The sequence below is a fragment of the Bradyrhizobium sp. genome (assembly GCF_017881085.1).
In the GTDB taxonomy this organism is placed as follows: Bacteria; Pseudomonadota; Alphaproteobacteria; order Rhizobiales; family Xanthobacteraceae; genus Bradyrhizobium.
In genome coordinates, this window is record NZ_JADGRI010000121.1 from 1 (window position 1) to 14,163 (window position 14,163).

Annotated in this window: 15 protein-coding genes and 1 pseudogene; 11 read left to right on the plus strand and 5 right to left on the minus strand. The window is 63.3% G+C overall.

The features are described 5' to 3' along the window. Positions 1–62 precede the first annotated feature (62 nt). The 6 genes from phnK to QZ213_RS13515 all read left to right on the plus strand — a co-directional run bounded on the left by phnK (position 63) and on the right by QZ213_RS13515 (position 4,286). Entirely contained in the window at positions 63–851 is a 789-nt protein-coding gene (gene phnK, locus QZ213_RS13490) for a phosphonate C-P lyase system protein PhnK (RefSeq protein ID WP_291686571.1), read from the plus strand. An 11-nt stretch (positions 852–862) separates the two neighbouring features. Beyond that, entirely contained in the window at positions 863–1,561 is a 699-nt protein-coding gene (gene phnL / locus QZ213_RS13495) for a phosphonate C-P lyase system protein PhnL (protein WP_291686572.1), read from the plus strand. Between the two features lie 13 nt (positions 1,562–1,574). After that, positions 1,575–2,732, plus strand: coding sequence for an alpha-D-ribose 1-methylphosphonate 5-triphosphate diphosphatase (locus QZ213_RS13500; RefSeq protein ID WP_291686573.1), 1,158 nt, complete (start codon positions 1,575–1,577; stop codon positions 2,730–2,732). Beyond that, on the plus strand, positions 2,729–3,313 hold the full coding sequence (gene phnN / locus QZ213_RS13505) for a phosphonate metabolism protein/1,5-bisphosphokinase (PRPP-forming) PhnN (RefSeq protein WP_291686574.1): 585 nt from the start codon (positions 2,729–2,731) through the stop codon (positions 3,311–3,313). Before QZ213_RS13500 ends, phnN begins: the two co-directional genes overlap by 4 nt. Before the next feature lie 32 nt (positions 3,314–3,345). Further along, positions 3,346–3,957, plus strand: coding sequence for a pyridoxamine 5'-phosphate oxidase family protein (locus QZ213_RS13510; protein WP_291686575.1), 612 nt, complete (start codon positions 3,346–3,348; stop codon positions 3,955–3,957). Between the two features lie 140 nt (positions 3,958–4,097). Then, positions 4,098–4,286, plus strand: a complete 189-nt coding sequence (locus tag QZ213_RS13515; RefSeq protein ID WP_291686576.1) for a hypothetical protein — start codon at positions 4,098–4,100, stop codon at positions 4,284–4,286. A 122-nt stretch (positions 4,287–4,408) separates the two neighbouring features. On the opposite strand, the gene QZ213_RS13520 is transcribed toward QZ213_RS13515, so the two are convergent. From QZ213_RS13520 to QZ213_RS13530, 3 genes are all read right to left on the minus strand, one after another. Next, positions 4,409–4,618, minus strand: coding sequence for a hypothetical protein (locus tag QZ213_RS13520; RefSeq protein WP_291686577.1), 210 nt, complete (start codon positions 4,616–4,618; stop codon positions 4,409–4,411). A 332-nt stretch (positions 4,619–4,950) separates the two neighbouring features. Beyond that, the gene (locus QZ213_RS13525; RefSeq protein WP_291686578.1) at positions 4,951–5,451 is read right to left on the minus strand and encodes an L-2-amino-thiazoline-4-carboxylic acid hydrolase; all 501 of its coding nucleotides are present in this window, start codon (positions 5,449–5,451) and stop codon (positions 4,951–4,953) included. Between the two features lie 106 nt (positions 5,452–5,557). Beyond that, positions 5,558–6,421 (minus strand): LysM peptidoglycan-binding domain-containing protein, encoded by an 864-nt coding sequence (locus tag QZ213_RS13530; protein ID WP_291686579.1) that lies wholly within the window; start codon positions 6,419–6,421, stop codon positions 5,558–5,560. A 266-nt stretch (positions 6,422–6,687) separates the two neighbouring features. Between QZ213_RS13530 and QZ213_RS13535 the strand changes: the two genes are divergently transcribed. The 4 genes and pseudogenes from QZ213_RS13535 to QZ213_RS13550 all read left to right on the plus strand — a co-directional run bounded on the left by QZ213_RS13535 (position 6,688) and on the right by QZ213_RS13550 (position 11,393). After that, complete coding sequence (locus QZ213_RS13535; RefSeq protein WP_291686580.1) at positions 6,688–8,712, plus strand: hypothetical protein; 2,025 nt, start codon at positions 6,688–6,690, stop codon at positions 8,710–8,712. A gap of 394 nt (positions 8,713–9,106) precedes the next feature. Continuing rightward, positions 9,107–9,961 (plus strand): annotated as a pseudogene (locus tag QZ213_RS13540) (hypothetical protein); the annotation flags it as partial. A gap of 960 nt (positions 9,962–10,921) precedes the next feature. Continuing rightward, a complete protein-coding gene (locus tag QZ213_RS13545) occupies positions 10,922–11,077 on the plus strand; it encodes a hypothetical protein (RefSeq protein WP_291686582.1) in 156 nt (51 codons plus the stop codon). Positions 11,078–11,216: 139 nt separating this feature from the next. Further along, positions 11,217–11,393, plus strand: coding sequence for a hypothetical protein (locus tag QZ213_RS13550; protein ID WP_291686583.1), 177 nt, complete (start codon positions 11,217–11,219; stop codon positions 11,391–11,393). Between the two features lie 318 nt (positions 11,394–11,711). On the opposite strand, the gene QZ213_RS13555 is transcribed toward QZ213_RS13550, so the two are convergent. Together QZ213_RS13555 and QZ213_RS13560 are read right to left on the minus strand one after the other, a co-directional pair. After that, positions 11,712–12,641: a hypothetical protein gene (locus QZ213_RS13555; RefSeq protein WP_291686584.1), complete on the minus strand. Its 930-nt coding sequence runs from the start codon at positions 12,639–12,641 to the stop codon at positions 11,712–11,714. Between the two features lie 397 nt (positions 12,642–13,038). Next, entirely contained in the window at positions 13,039–13,335 is a 297-nt protein-coding gene (locus QZ213_RS13560) for an HU family DNA-binding protein (RefSeq protein WP_291686585.1), read from the minus strand. Between the two features lie 173 nt (positions 13,336–13,508). On the opposite strand from QZ213_RS13560, the gene QZ213_RS13565 reads away from it, so the two are divergent. Beyond that, complete coding sequence (locus tag QZ213_RS13565; protein ID WP_291686586.1) at positions 13,509–13,664, plus strand: DUF1428 family protein; 156 nt, start codon at positions 13,509–13,511, stop codon at positions 13,662–13,664. Positions 13,665–14,163 lie beyond the last annotated feature (499 nt).

Consider the following 14,163-nt stretch of genomic DNA (forward strand, 5'->3'; position numbering starts at 1 on the left):
AACCCGGCAGGCCCAGGGCCATCGCGGCACCGAGAGCGCGGCTCCGCACAAGGAGGGCGCGCATGGCTGAACATGATAACGATCAGCCGCTTTTGGTGGCGGATCACCTGGGCAAAGACTACGGTCGGCTGACCGCCTGCCGCGACGTGTCCTTTGCACTTTATCCCGGCGAGGTGCTGGCGATCGTCGGCGAATCCGGTTCGGGCAAGACCACGCTGCTGCAGCTGTTGTCGGCGCAGCTCGGGCCGAGCGCGGGAAAAGTGTCGTACCGGATGCGCGACGGGGTGTTGCGCGATCTCGCAGCACTCGGCGAAGCCGAGCGGCGCTTGTTGTTTCGCACCGACTGGGGCTATGTGCACCAGGACCCCGCGCAGGGGCTGCGGATGGCGGTGTCGGCCGGCGCCAATGTCGGCGAGCGGCTGATGGCGGTGGGCTGGAACCATTACGGCCGGATCAGGGACACCGCGTCGTCCTGGCTGGAGCGGGTCGAGATCGATATCGGCCGCATCGACGACGCGCCGCGCACCTATTCCGGGGGCATGCGGCAGCGGCTGCAGATCGCGCGCAACCTGGTCACCGAGCCGCGGCTGGTGTTCATGGATGAGCCGACCGGCGGCCTCGACGTGTCGGTGCAGGCGCGGCTGCTCGATCTCCTGCGCAATCTGGTCAGCGAACTCGGCCTCGCCGCGATCGTCGTCACGCACGATCTCGCGGTGGCGCGGCTGCTGTCGCACCGGGTGATGGTGATGAAGGGCGGACGCGTCATCGAGACCGGGCTGACCGACCAGGTGCTCGACGATCCCCGCGAGCCCTATACGCAATTGCTCGTCTCTTCGATCTTGCCGGCATGAGGCCTAAACCAATGACTGCGATGATCGAGATCGAAAACGCCGCAAAGACCTTCATCATGCATTTGCAGGGCGGGGTGGAACTGCCCGTGGTGCGCGGCGTGTCCTTTCAGGTCAGGGCCGGCGAATGCGTGGTGCTGTCCGGTCCCTCCGGCGCCGGCAAATCCTCGATCCTGAAAATGATCTTTGGAAACTACCGCTGCGACGGCGGTCGCATCCGAATCCGTCACGAGGGCACCGTGATCGATCTCGCCACCGCCGAGCCGCGGCAGGTGCTCAGCGTGCGCCGTGCCACCATCGGCTATGTCAGCCAGTTCCTGCGCGCGGTGCCGCGGGTTGCGACCATCGATGTCGTCGCCGAGCCGCTGATCGCGGGCGGGGTGGCGCGGGCCGAGGCGCGCGAGCGGGCAGGCGCGCTGCTCCGCCGTCTCAACATTCCCGAGCGGCTGTGGGCGCTGCCGCCCTCGACCTTCTCCGGCGGCGAGCAGCAGCGCGTCAACATCGCCCGCGGCTTCATCCCGGACCTGCCGATCCTGCTGCTGGACGAGCCGACCGCCTCGCTCGATGCCGTCAATCGGAGTGTGGTGGTAGAGTTGATCGACGAAAAGAAACGCGCCGGCGTCGCCATGGTGGCGATTGTCCATGACGACGAGATCCGCCATCTGATCGCCGACCGGATTGTCGACGTGACCTCGTTTGCGGTAGCCGCATAGGAAAGATGTTGAGATGACTTCGACTGGGAACGAGACCGTGCTTGGCAACGCCAGGATCGTTCTGGCGGATCGCATGATCGAGCGCGGCTGGATTGCTTTCGCCGATGGCCGCATCGCCGAATTCGGCGAAGGAAGAGCGCCCTCTGGGGCCGAGGATGCCGGTGGCGACCTGATCATGCCCGGCCTGATCGAGCTGCACACCGATCACCTCGAGGCACATTACGTGCCGCGCCCAAAGGTGTTCTGGGATCCGATCGCCGCCGTCGTTTCTTACGACGGACAATTGGCGATTTCAGGTATCACCACGGTGCTGGATTCCTTGCGGGTCTGGCGCGAGGACGGCGCCGAGGAGGTCGATGGCCGGGCGGGCGTGCTGGCCGAAGCGATCGCGTCGGCGCGGGAGGCCAATCTGCTGCGATCAGACCACTTCCTGCATCTGCGCTGCGAAATCCCGATGCCAAGCGTGGTCGAGGAGGCCAAGGAACTGATCGGCCGTCCGGACGTGCGGCTGATGTCGCTGATGGACCACACCCCGGGACAGCGCCAGTTTCGCGACGAGGGCAAGCTGCGCGATTATTACCGCGGCAAGGGCGCCGGCATGACCGACGCCGAGCTCGACGTGCTGTTCGAGCGGCGCTTCGCCTATCAGAAGGCCTATGCCGCCACCAATATGCGCGAGATCGTGGCGCTGGCGCATCATTACGAAATTCCGCTCGCCAGTCACGACGACACCACCGACGAGAACGTCACCGATGCGATTCGGGACCGGGTTTCAGTGGCGGAGTTTCCGACCACGATCGAGGCCGCGCGCGGCTTGCACCGGGCCGGCATCGGCATTCTGATGGGCGCGCCGAACGTGGTGCGCGGCGGTTCGCATTCCGGCAACATCGCTGCCGTCGATCTCGCCCGCGAGGGGCTGTTGGATATTCTGTCGTCAGATTACATTCCCTCGAGCCTGCTGATGGCGGCGCTGCAATTGCCGCAGCGCGTGCCCGACATCGATCTGGCCTCCGCCATCCGCACCGTCACCAAGACGCCGGCCGAGGCGGTTGGTCTCCCCGACCGCGGCGAGATCGCGCCCGGCAAGCGCGCCGACCTTATCCGCGTCCATGTGGCGCGCGATTGTCCTGTCGTGCGAAGCGTCTGGCGCGAAGGACACCGCGTGGCGTGAGCGAAACCCCCGCCATATCGGATATTCCTCCGGCTGCGATCGGGCCGGGCCGGCTCGTCCTGGTGGTCGGTCCGAGCGGCGCCGGCAAGGATACGCTGATCGGCCTGGCGCGCGCCGCCTGCGCTGGCGACGTCCATATGGTTTTTCCCCGCCGCGTGGTGACGCGGGAGGCCACGGCCTTCGAAGACAATGCGCAGGTGAGTTTTGAAGCCTTCCGGGAGGCGCGAAACAATGGCGAGTTCGCCGTGCACTGGGAAGCGCACGGCCATGGCTACGCATTGCCGCGCGCGATCGATGACGAACTCCGCGCCGGCCGCACGGTGGTCGCCAACGTATCGCGCACCGTGATCGAGGCGACGCGCCGCGTGTATGCCGATGTCATGGTGGTTTCGATCACGGCGCCGGCTGAAGTCCTGAGCCAGCGGCTGGCGGCGCGCGCGCGCAGCAGCGACGGGCAGATCGCGGACCGGCTCGGCCGCGCTGTCGACAATGCGGCCGCCGCGCCTGACGTGACCATCAGCAACGTCGGCAGCGCCGAGCACCATGCGCAGGAGCTGCTGCGGATCATCAGGCGCGGTTGATACACCCCGCCGGCAGTATTGGGAGAACGGCGATGCCGATCATTGCGACGATCGAACAGCTCGAGGCGATCTATGGCCAGCCGGGCGAGGCCTCCACCGTCAAGGTCGCGAACCGGATCACGCCGCCCTACCGCGTGCTGATCGACAAGTCGCCCTTCGCGGCGCTGGCGACCTGCGGGCCGGAAGGACTGGATTGCTCGCCGCGCGGCGATCGGCCTGGTTTCGTCCGGGTCCACGACGAAAGGACGCTGATGATGCCCGATCGCCGCGGCAACAACCGCGTCGATTCGCTGCGCAATATCGTCAGGGATTCCCGCGTCGCGCTGTTGTTTCTGATCCCGGGCTCCGGCTCCACGCTGCGCGTCAACGGCCGCGCGCAGGTTTCCGCCGATGCGGACTTGCTGGCGTCGTTCAAAATGGATGGCAAGGCGCCGCGCACGGTCATTGTCATGACCGTGGAGGAAATCTATTTTCAGTGTGCGCGCGCCATTGTGCGCTCGGACCTGTGGAATCCCGACAAGCGGGTCGATCCCAAAACCTTGCCGACGCCGGGCCAGATCCTCGCCGACATGAGCGAGAACCGCGTCGGCGGCGAGGAATACGACAGGGCATGGCCGGAGCGGGCGCGACAATCGCTGTGGTGATCGCTAACCCCTTGGTTTGCCGTGCTGCGTTGCGATATCTGCCAGCTTTGTCGACAGTTCCCACACAGCAAATTGCGAGACTCCTGTCCGCACTCTGCTAGAGTGTGGGTGCAACTTGGCTTCACACGGGAGTGGAGTTCATGAAAAAGCTCGTTGAAATTCGTGGCCAGGAGTTGATGTGCCGAGAGCGCGCCATGCTGGATTCCGAGCGCAAGATTTTCTGGCTGGCACAGGCCGAAGAGTGGGAGCAGCGCGCCCTCGATGAGATCGCGTACCACTTCAGGGAATGCAATCTCGACCGCATCGAGTCGCAAGCCACTTCTCACTAGAGCGCGGATACCAGAAATTTGGTTGGTGGGTTAGCTGGCTGCGGTCGCAGCCGCTAGCCGCTTGCTCAGGAATGATCGAGCGTCGGGGAGGCGGCCCTCAGCACGATCGGGCCGCCACCGCGTCAATGCGGTCGTTCCGGCCTTGTGATGGTCTGCCTGACTTCGGCGCCGCAGTCCGAACATTCATAGATGAAGTCGATCTTCGCCATGCTCCAATGGGGCTCGACTTCCCTGACATACATGGGGAGCAATCCTGCGCAGCGGGGACACACGATCGAGCCGTTGTCGATTGGCGCGTTCTCGATTTCGCGATGCTGGATGTAGGCTGGCATATCGGTCTCCTTCGCAACGGAAGCAACCTCAACCCCGCCCGCAACCTAGCGCGCGTCGCGGGACGCCCCATCATCAACTCTTTCGAACGTAGGAGGAACGGACCCATATTGTCCGTGGGTGTGGCATTCCTGTAACATCCTGTTTCGCAAAGGGCGCTTCGATTAGGTATGCATGTTCATGTGCTTAGCGCTTTTAATGGAAAACAAAAAAGCGCTGGAGAGGCCTCAATGATCGGATTTTCAGTGCAGGCGATCGGCGGCAGGCTCGATGGACCGCGCCTGGGTCGACGCCACGATCAGGCAGTTGGGATGCAAATTGCCGGGGTGACTTGCTACCGCGGCGCGAACCTGTAGCGGAAGGTGCAGCTCGGCGCGCCCTGCATGATGGTCTGGGCGCGGTCCAGGCTGACCGCCCCTTCGCCGACCGATGCGATGTCGAAATCCGCCTCGCAGATCAACAGCGCGCCGAGCTCGGGCTCGCCCAGCGCGCGGAAGAACTCGGCGAAGCGGCAGCGCGTCACGTCCATGTCCAGCGCCTCCCGGTCGTGGCGCAGGATTTCGACTTCGACCTCTCGGCCCGAGATCTCGCCGAACACGGTATTGATGGCCGCCCATTTGCGCCGCGGGCCGCCCTCGATGCGGTCGCCGATCGCGGCGAACAACTGCTTCGACCAATCGCGCAGCGCCTGCTTGACGATGGCGTCGGCCTTGTCCTTGCCGAGCTCGGCCCGCAGCGCGCGAAGCACCGGCAGCAGGACCTGGGCCTGCATGCGCGTCTTGTCCAGCAGGGATACCTTGGGATCCACCAGATAGTCGTCGATGACGCTGCCCATTTTGTCCTCGCTGGCGAACGTCGCAAGTCTAACGGCTTGCAATCGTACGGGCAACGCGACCGTACTTTCCGCCGCGAGGCAGGGCGGATACGGCGCTCGCCGCGTTTCAGCGCGCTTTCATCGGAAGGATAAAGACCTGGCCGGGATAAATGCGATTTGGATCCCGGATATGGTCTCGGTTCGCCTTGTAAACGACCGCGTATTGTGTGCCGACACCGTAGGTGAGACGGCTGATGCGCCAGAGGCTGTCGCCACGGGAGACGACCGCCGTCGCGACCCGGGGCCCGGCCACGGCGGACGTCGGACCTCCATCCGGCAGCGTGGAGGCGGTAGCCGTGTGCGGTAGCTTTGAAATCGCAACATCCTGCCGCAACCGGCTGGTCAGCGTTGTCTCGGGAACATTGAACGGTAGTTCGGCGTGCGATTGGAGCGCGGTGGAGTTTGGCTCTGCCGCGTCCAGCGCGACCGCCACCTCTTTGGACGTCATCGTCGTGCCATCAGGCAATTCGGACCTCAGCGTCAGCGGGTAACTCCCGGCAGGAAGGCGGGGAGGAACCATGACGAATTGTCCGGATTGATCGGCGACCGCGCGATCAAGGCGCTCGCCGTTGCGCAGCAGTTCCACCGTCGCGCCGGGCGCAGCCCTTCCGGCAATGACCGCGTCGCCATTTTGCTCGATGCGGGCAATGTCGAAGGTGGGCGCGAACTCATGAGGGTCCGGCGAGCGGGGAGGCGTGACAACCGCAGTTGCCAAGGCATTTGCTTGGGCCTGTGCCATTGCGAGCACGGCCGCGCCGGCATCTCGGGTATCCGATGCGTGCGGCGAGACCGCTGACGCGGCGGCTGCGGCATGGCTTTCAGGCGGCGGCTCTCGCCGCAGGTGCGTGATACCGAAGAAAAGCGCTGCGCCACATGCCGCAACAAGCGACACGGACGGCACGACTACTCGGCTTATCGATGCAACCGTCATTGACACGCGACCGTTCGCCACCACTACCAAGCTAATGTTGCGCCGACTTGCGCAGGTTTTCAAGTCCACGTAACGGGGTACCTCATTGGTCGCCCATCGAGGTGACGGGATCGCTCCGAGCCAGACCTAAGCGGAACCGGCGCCCGGGCCGCAAAATCGCCTTCAAATGCGCTGACTCAGGGCAGCCAAATCGGTATCCTGCGATGCGGCCCCGTCGGGAGGGGTGCATGCGGGTCCGGGGCACACTTCAGGAAGGTTATATTCGAATGCTTCTCGCGCGCCGGTTGGCTGCTGCTGCGACGGCATGGTCGCTGATCGCAGGCGGATTGTATGTCGTGCTCCTCGCGGCAGTGCAGTCGCCGGCGCAAGCGGCGTCCGACACCTGCGGCGACGCGGCCGAACTGACCGTATTGCCGTCGCCGATCGCGCCGTGGAAGGGCGCACCGCTACGCGTCATGGTGGTTTCCGAAAAGCCGGTCGAGGGCGTGCTGTCGCTGATCGCGCCCGATGGCAGTGTGGCGGCCAAATCGTCCGACCGGCATGGCGCGTCGCCTTATTCCTGGTTCGCCGAGGTCGCCACGCCGGCCGCGGGGACGTGGCACGCGAGCCTGACGCGTGACCGGGCGCCCGCGGGATGCAGCCCGATGACGCGCGACATCGTCGTCAGCGCGCAAAAGCCGGAACCGCTGCGCACGCCGTCGGGAAGCTTCTGGCAGGTGCGCAACGGCTGGAACAGCACCAACGAAGCCTTGTTCTCGGCATGGATCGAGAAGCTGTTCGATGCGCCGCCCGACCAGGATCTGTCCTGGAAGGTGTGGCATGAAGTGCTGCGCGACCGCTCGCGCAATTTCCTGTTCAACTATCTCGGGCGCGACGAAGACAGTGTGAAGAACGGCCTTCGCCCGGACTGCGCCGACTTCGTCTACTTCCTGCGCGCCTATTTCGCCTACAAGATGGGGCTGCCGTTCGGTTATTCGAATTGCTCGCGCGGCTTCGCCGGCAAGCCCCCCAGGTGCTATCAGTGGTTCGACATCGAGCATCCCGAGGTCACGCGTCCGGCCCCGCCGCCCGAACAGGAGGTTGCGGCAGTTACCCCCGCGGCCGCCACGCCGCCGGCGCCGAAGCCGGGTTTGTTGGGGCTGTTTTCCCGTTCCCAGCCGCCGGCCGAGGCGAGCGCAGATCCGGCGGAAAATCCGCCTGCCACCCCGCCACCGCCGAAGCCGAAGCGGCCGGCCACGTTCAGCGAATACTTGCGCGACGTCGGCGACGTCGTCCACACCGGCGCGGTGCGGGTGTCGGCGAACGACGACAACACCGATTTCTACACCGTCCCGCTGACCAAACAGGCGCTGCGCCCGGGAACGGTGTACGCCGATCCCTACGGCCACGTGCTGATGCTGGTGCATCTCGTGCCGGAGGCGAACGGCACGCCGGGCGTCTTCCTCGCCGTCGATGCGGAGCCCGACGGCTCGATCACGCGCAAGCGCTTCTGGCGCGGCAATTTCCTGTTCGTGCACGAGGCCTCGCTCGGCAGCCCCGGCTTCAAGCACTTCCGGCCGATCATGCGCGAGAAAAACGGTCCGCTGCGGCGGCTGAGCAACGGCGAGATCGGCAAAAATCCGAACTACGGCGATTTTTCGCTGGAGCAGTCGCAGATCAGCGCCGAGGATTTCTACGATCGCATGGACGACCTGATGTCGCCCGAGCCGCTCGATCCCGTCCGCGCGATGACCGACGCCATCACGAGCCTCAACGAGCAGGTGAGGACGCGCGTCACGTCGGTCGAGAACGGACGAAAATATCAGGAGAAGCAAAGCGGCGACACCGCCATGCCGGACGGCGCCTCGATCTTCGAGACTACCGGCGCCTGGGAGGATTACTCCACGCCGGCGCGCGATTTCCGCCTGTTGATCGCGATCGACGTGGTGCGGGGCTTTCCCGATCACGTCGCGCGGCGGGCGGAGCGGTTCGCGATCCCGTCCGGCAAGAGCGCTGCCGACATGAAGAGCGAATTGCAGGGTGTGCTGGCTTCCGAGCTCGCCTCGCGCAAACTGTCCTATACGCGCAGCGATGGTTCGCAGTGGACGCTGTCGCTCAAGGACGTCGTCGACCGGGCGGCGAATTTCGAGATGGCCTACAACCCGAACGACTGCGTCGAGCTGCGGTGGGGCGCGCCTGACAACAGCGCGGAGGCGTCGACCTGCAAGCGTCATGCGCCGCAAGCGCAGCGCGCCAAGATGTCGGACTACCGCACCTGGTTCCGGGAACGGCACTGGCCGACCCACGCGTAAGCCGCGGGGGTTGCCGTCGCGCACGCTCGAGCGCCGGAGCGTTGCCAAGCGTGCGCAATCCGGAAACCATGAATCTGCCTGCGTCAGCCGTGGCAGGGGAGCGTTTCATTCTTACCCGAACCCAGCACCAAGCCCTTTCGCGGCTCGCCTTGTGATGCCGGATTCGAGGCGACTTGGCTGAGAGTGTTGGCTTGTAAGGCCCGGCTTGTCCCGGACCGACCCCTGTCGGCACCGACCAAAGCGCGCTCGCCGTCATCCGCCATCGCCGCGCAAGCACCCGCCGCACACATATTCTTGTCGTGACTGGCCGCGATCCGTGACAGTATTGTTACGATCAGATTTGTGACAGTTTTACGACGATGAAATATCAGTTCGGTTACATGCGGAGCGGTCGATGAGTCTGGAATGGCGGGCGCGGTCGAGTTCCCTGGCCTGGTCAAATCCCCTGGCCTGGTGGTGGGGTCTGTTGACCACGGTCAGCGGCGCAAATATCGCGGTTTGGTTCTTGCTGTACGGCCAGCTCCGCGAACAGCCGGCCGGCGGTCTCGGCGGCACGTCCGGCATCGGGCTCATGCTGCTGCTCTGTGCGGCCTACGTGTTCGGCTGCGCCTTCAGGTCGTTGCTGCCGCGCGCGGATGTTCAGCGGATCTGCCTGTTCGACACCTGGCTGTCGAGCGTTGTCGTCGGCCGCTCGGTGGCAACCGTGGCCGAGGTCTGCTTCGCGGCGCAGTGGGCGATCATCCTGCACCAGCTGGGCACGATCACGGGAGCGGAAACCACCCTGAACGCCGCGTGGGTGATCGTGCCGTTGATCCTCATCGCGGAATGTTTCTCATGGTATGGCGTGCTGACCACCCACTATCTGGGCAACGCCATCGAGAATTCGATATGGGCCGTTGCCTTCTTCATCGTCGGGATCGGCCTTTGCCGGTTGCTGCCGGAGTTCGATGGCGAGGCGCGCGTGATCCTCGTCGTCTCGATCATCGGGATCGCGGGCTATCTGGCGTTTCTCATGACGGTCGATGTGCCGATGTATCTGAGCCGATGGCGGGCCGGGCGTGCCGATGGCACCAAGCTGATGCGACCGCTCGAGGGTCTCCGTGACGCGAGCACGCGCTGGGTCGTGACGCACGACCTCGCCGAGTGGAAGGACGAGATCGCCTGGATGTCGCTCTATTTCAGTGCGGCGGTCTGGGCCAGCCTCGCACTGTGTGTTTGCTACTCGCTCGAGGATCATCTGCCGCGCTATCGTCCCGAAGCAACGGTTGCAAGCTGGTCAAGGGACGCGCCGGCGGCGGCCGGCAGGCAGCATGCGGCAATGGCGCGCCAGGCCTACGATAGCCATGAGGCCGGCCTCGGTACTTTAGGAGACCACGATGAGGTGTCTACGTATCTACGCGACGCCGGATGGCGAGTCCCATTTCGATGAGATCGATATCCCAACGATCAAGCGGCGGATTTTCCCGTTTGCCGGATTGCGAGTCGGGCGACGCGGGGACGAAATCGGTCCTCACGAAGCCGATTTGAGGCGCCGCGCGCTGAGCAGCCAGGCGTGGACGACTTGCCACTTGTCCCGGCCCCTCGTTTGAAAATCCAGCAGCGGGGATCGCGCATCCTGCAGCTCCAGAAAGAATTTCAGCGAATCCCGGCCGGTCGCCCCACCGGAATCGATGGGCTGCGTCCGGACCCATCGGTCCCACTCCCGGATAATCAGCTGCTTCGCTTCTTCCTGTTTCATTCAATCCGGACCGGACGGCATAGAGCGCCGGATCTGCCGTAACGGTTGAATGATTACGAAACCGTTGTTTCCGATCAGAAAAGGCGGGCATATCTTGCGAAGATTATGGGGAACCGCCAAACAAAAAGACCGCCCCGTAAGGCGGTCTCTCTGTAGACTGATAGAGTACTCAAAATCAGCTACGAACGCGCCGTTCCTCCGCCGATCATGACCCAGCCGCCCCGACGTTCACTTTATGCGGCACAGCGGGGCGCTGTGGAGCAAAAAAATCCGTTCCGTCGGAAAAATCATGTCATTGTTGCCGATGCGACACACGACGGCGCCACGCGACTGCCTGCTGGTCTCTCCTCAACTTACATTTTCTCTAATGTGTGCCCTTGCTCGACGAATCCATGAAACAAAATCGCGTCGCCGCCGTCATGAAATAACAGGTGGCCTGGTTGCTTCCGCCTGATCAGGGGGCGGCGGGCCATGTGCGAGAAGTGCGTCGAGATCGACAAGACCATTGAGCGGTATCGAAGAATATTGCTCTCGATAAGCGATCAGCTCACGGTCGACAGGACCAGGCAATTGATTGCCGATTTGCAGGCCAAAAAGGCTGCGCTGCACCCGGAGCAGGCGGGCTGAGGCGCCGCGCCTTGCGCCTCCAGGACATTTTTCAGGACATTCCAACTGAGTTTTCGCAACCGTAGACCGTCCGGTTTCCGACACAGGAACGAACGCCAGCACGACGCATTATTCGATCTGAAAAAATCGGAGGTGTGTCATGAAGCCAATGCCCGACGCCGACGCGCACCGCCGCCTTGGGAAAGTCGAAGCAGAGAAAGCGCGCAAGCTTCCGCCCGGAAGAGATAAAGAAGTTCATTTGCAAAACGCCCGGGACCACGAATCCAGCGCGCACGCGAAAGACTGGCGGGATTCGAATCTTCGCGCGCCGGAGTAAGCCAATGGCTTGCGTGATCGCACGCGATCGGCTGCTGGCGGAGGTCAGTCTTAAGGGTGCTGGTTTCAAGTATGACCGTCGAAGCCACCATGCGACCCATCGACTTGGCCATCATTCTGGCTCGGTCCAAAGTTGCGGTTATTCCGATCCGGTGGCACCTTCGTCCCCTGACGAAATGCAAAGCCAATGAACCCGAGGAGGGGCGGCTAGACAGATAAGCGGGACAAGCCAGTTCGGCATATTCTGGTCTTCCAGTAAGAGCGCATCAGACTATGGACCGCAGCGGTTGAGTCGCCTCGTCTCGGACAATTATACGGATCAGGGGCGGCTTATCTGAAGCGCACTCGCGCTGGGTCGCATTGCTGACCGGCTGACCATCAACAATATCCCACCGATCTGCGGCAGCATCGCCAGCAGGACAAGGCGAAGCATGGCGAAGTCGTCGCCGGATGGCCGAAGCACGCCATGGGTGACCCATGCGACGAGCTTGATCGCGGCGTCGTTTTGGGGGTCCGCCGTGTACCCGACCGATGCCATAGCGGTGTCGAGGATCTGGCGACGTTCGGCGACAGTCGCTTCGCGTTCCCTGCAGAATTTGCCAACACCGTGCAAGCACTCCCGGTCCCTCGCAGACATGGCGTCACTCAACGCCGATTGGGCCGCCGTCACGGCGGGCGTTAGGCGCGCCGCCCGCGCAGCCGTAACATCGGTGATGTTGACCGACGCGAAGCCGATGCCGGCGGTGACCGCAAAGGCAAAGGTCATCATCCATGCGGCCCATCCTGCAAGAGAGGTAGCGCGCTGGCCGGTGTGCCAAAGCGCTGCTGCACATGACGGCAAGACCAGCGCGGCGAGATCGGTAGCTACGCCGATAGCCAGGAACAGCCATCCAGCGATGTCGCTCGACCCAAGCGAGCGTGCGAACCAACCGTTGGTGGTGACGCCGACGCCGGCGAGCGCTAACGCCGCGGCCGCCAGGAGAATGGAGGCGACGCGGTGTGACGGTGCGACGGCGCGCAACGTGACGGTCGGGGGCGGCGTGACGGGCAATTCGGCAAATGCCGGATTCGCCGACGAGAACTCTGCCGGTATCAGTAATTCGGAAGATTGGGATTCGGCTTCTGGCGAGGGAGCCGCCTTTGCCTTTTGCCGTTTGCGCGGCCGGTACGCGCGGGCGCGTTGGGCAGCGGTCTTGGCCCTTTTGGGTTGATGCAGGGCGATAATCGAAGCAATAGCGTCGTCAGCCATTGGAACCGCTCCATTCGGTTGCGGTGGTTAGGCGCGGCAGCGTGGTGCAAACACCACGTCGCGCCGACTCGATTCATGTGCGTGTGCTGTTGACCGGACAACGGTGACATCGTTCACCCACGGAATCAAATCGCAGGAGCGAGCTTCATGGGGATAAAAGCCGGCGGAATCAAGAAAGGCGCGGATGGCCGGGACAAGCCCGGCCATGGCGGAAAATAGAATCAGTTTCAAACTGTCAGCCAAAGCTCCGGGTACTGGCATTTAGCCAACCTCGGCGTCCTGGGCCCTCCAGAGATTCCATCTCGGGGCGCATAGCGTACGGGTGGAGGTGCCTGTCTGTGTGATGGAATTACCCACAGTTCAGACGAACGAACACGTCTCAAGCAACCCGTCCGCGTCAAACAGCGTCTTTAACAACCTTCAGCGGTGACGCCTTGACCGACTTGCTGGCTGGCTTGGCCGCGAACTCCATAGGCTCTTTCGTGAAAGGATTTACCCCGCTGCGGGCTTCAGTAGCAGGCTTGTTCACGACCGACATTTTGGCGAAGCCAGGAATGACGAACTCGCCGGATTCGTTCAGTTCCTTATAGCCTACAGTCGCCATCTGCTCGATGACGGCCTTCACGTCTCCTTTGGAAACCTGCGTTCCCTCTGCAATTGCATCAATCAACTGATTCTTGGTCATCTTGGCCATGATGGATTCCTTTAGGGAGGATCAGAATAATCTAAGGCGCGCGAGCTGCGCGGGGTGCGTCACTCTGTTCAAAACGCGGCAAAGCCACGCGGTTCGCTTCTCGTTCATGCCTATGGTCATGAAGTCACCGGGCTTAAAACCTATTGAGGCCCAAAACGCAAGGAGCAGTCGTGGTGTTCTCGTGGATCGCCTACCAGTCGCGAGAGGATCGCGATCGCGTCGTTGGCGCTGTCATGAGCGACTCACGCATGGGAATGGATCCGCAGGCAACGCCGTTCGACGGCAAGCGGATGTTTTGGGGCGGGTTCAAGGTCCTCCTTGCAATGTGAAAACTACCGCACAGGACGGCGTCTACTTGCGGCGGCGATTTTTACTTAAAGGCCGCTTTGCGCCAAGACCGGACGGCGGCACTTGACCGGAGACACAATCAACCCGACGGGCAAATCAGGTGGCTGTTTTGCGAGTGGCCTGTCCAGCTCCCTTTGCAAAAATATTTCTGTTCTCACCCGATCCAAATCACTTTCATATCCCGGCCATCCTGTCCCGGGAGAGGGGCGTTGGCCATCGTCACGAACGTTGGGGCGGGATGCGGTGGACGCGCGCGGCGCTAAAGACGAAAGCGCCGACGTTGCGGACGGAGAAGTCGTGTGGTCCTGACGCCTCGACGCTGGCGTCAAGTTCTTGAGAAGCAAGCTTCTCAGGGATGACGGTGACAAAAAAGCCCGATCGCCGGGGAGCAACTGTATTTTGAAGTAGCCCTGCGAGCGGCTGGCCTCAAGGCTGGCGCTGCGCGCCACCGCCTCCGGCGGCTGCCGGCCTTGACCCCAG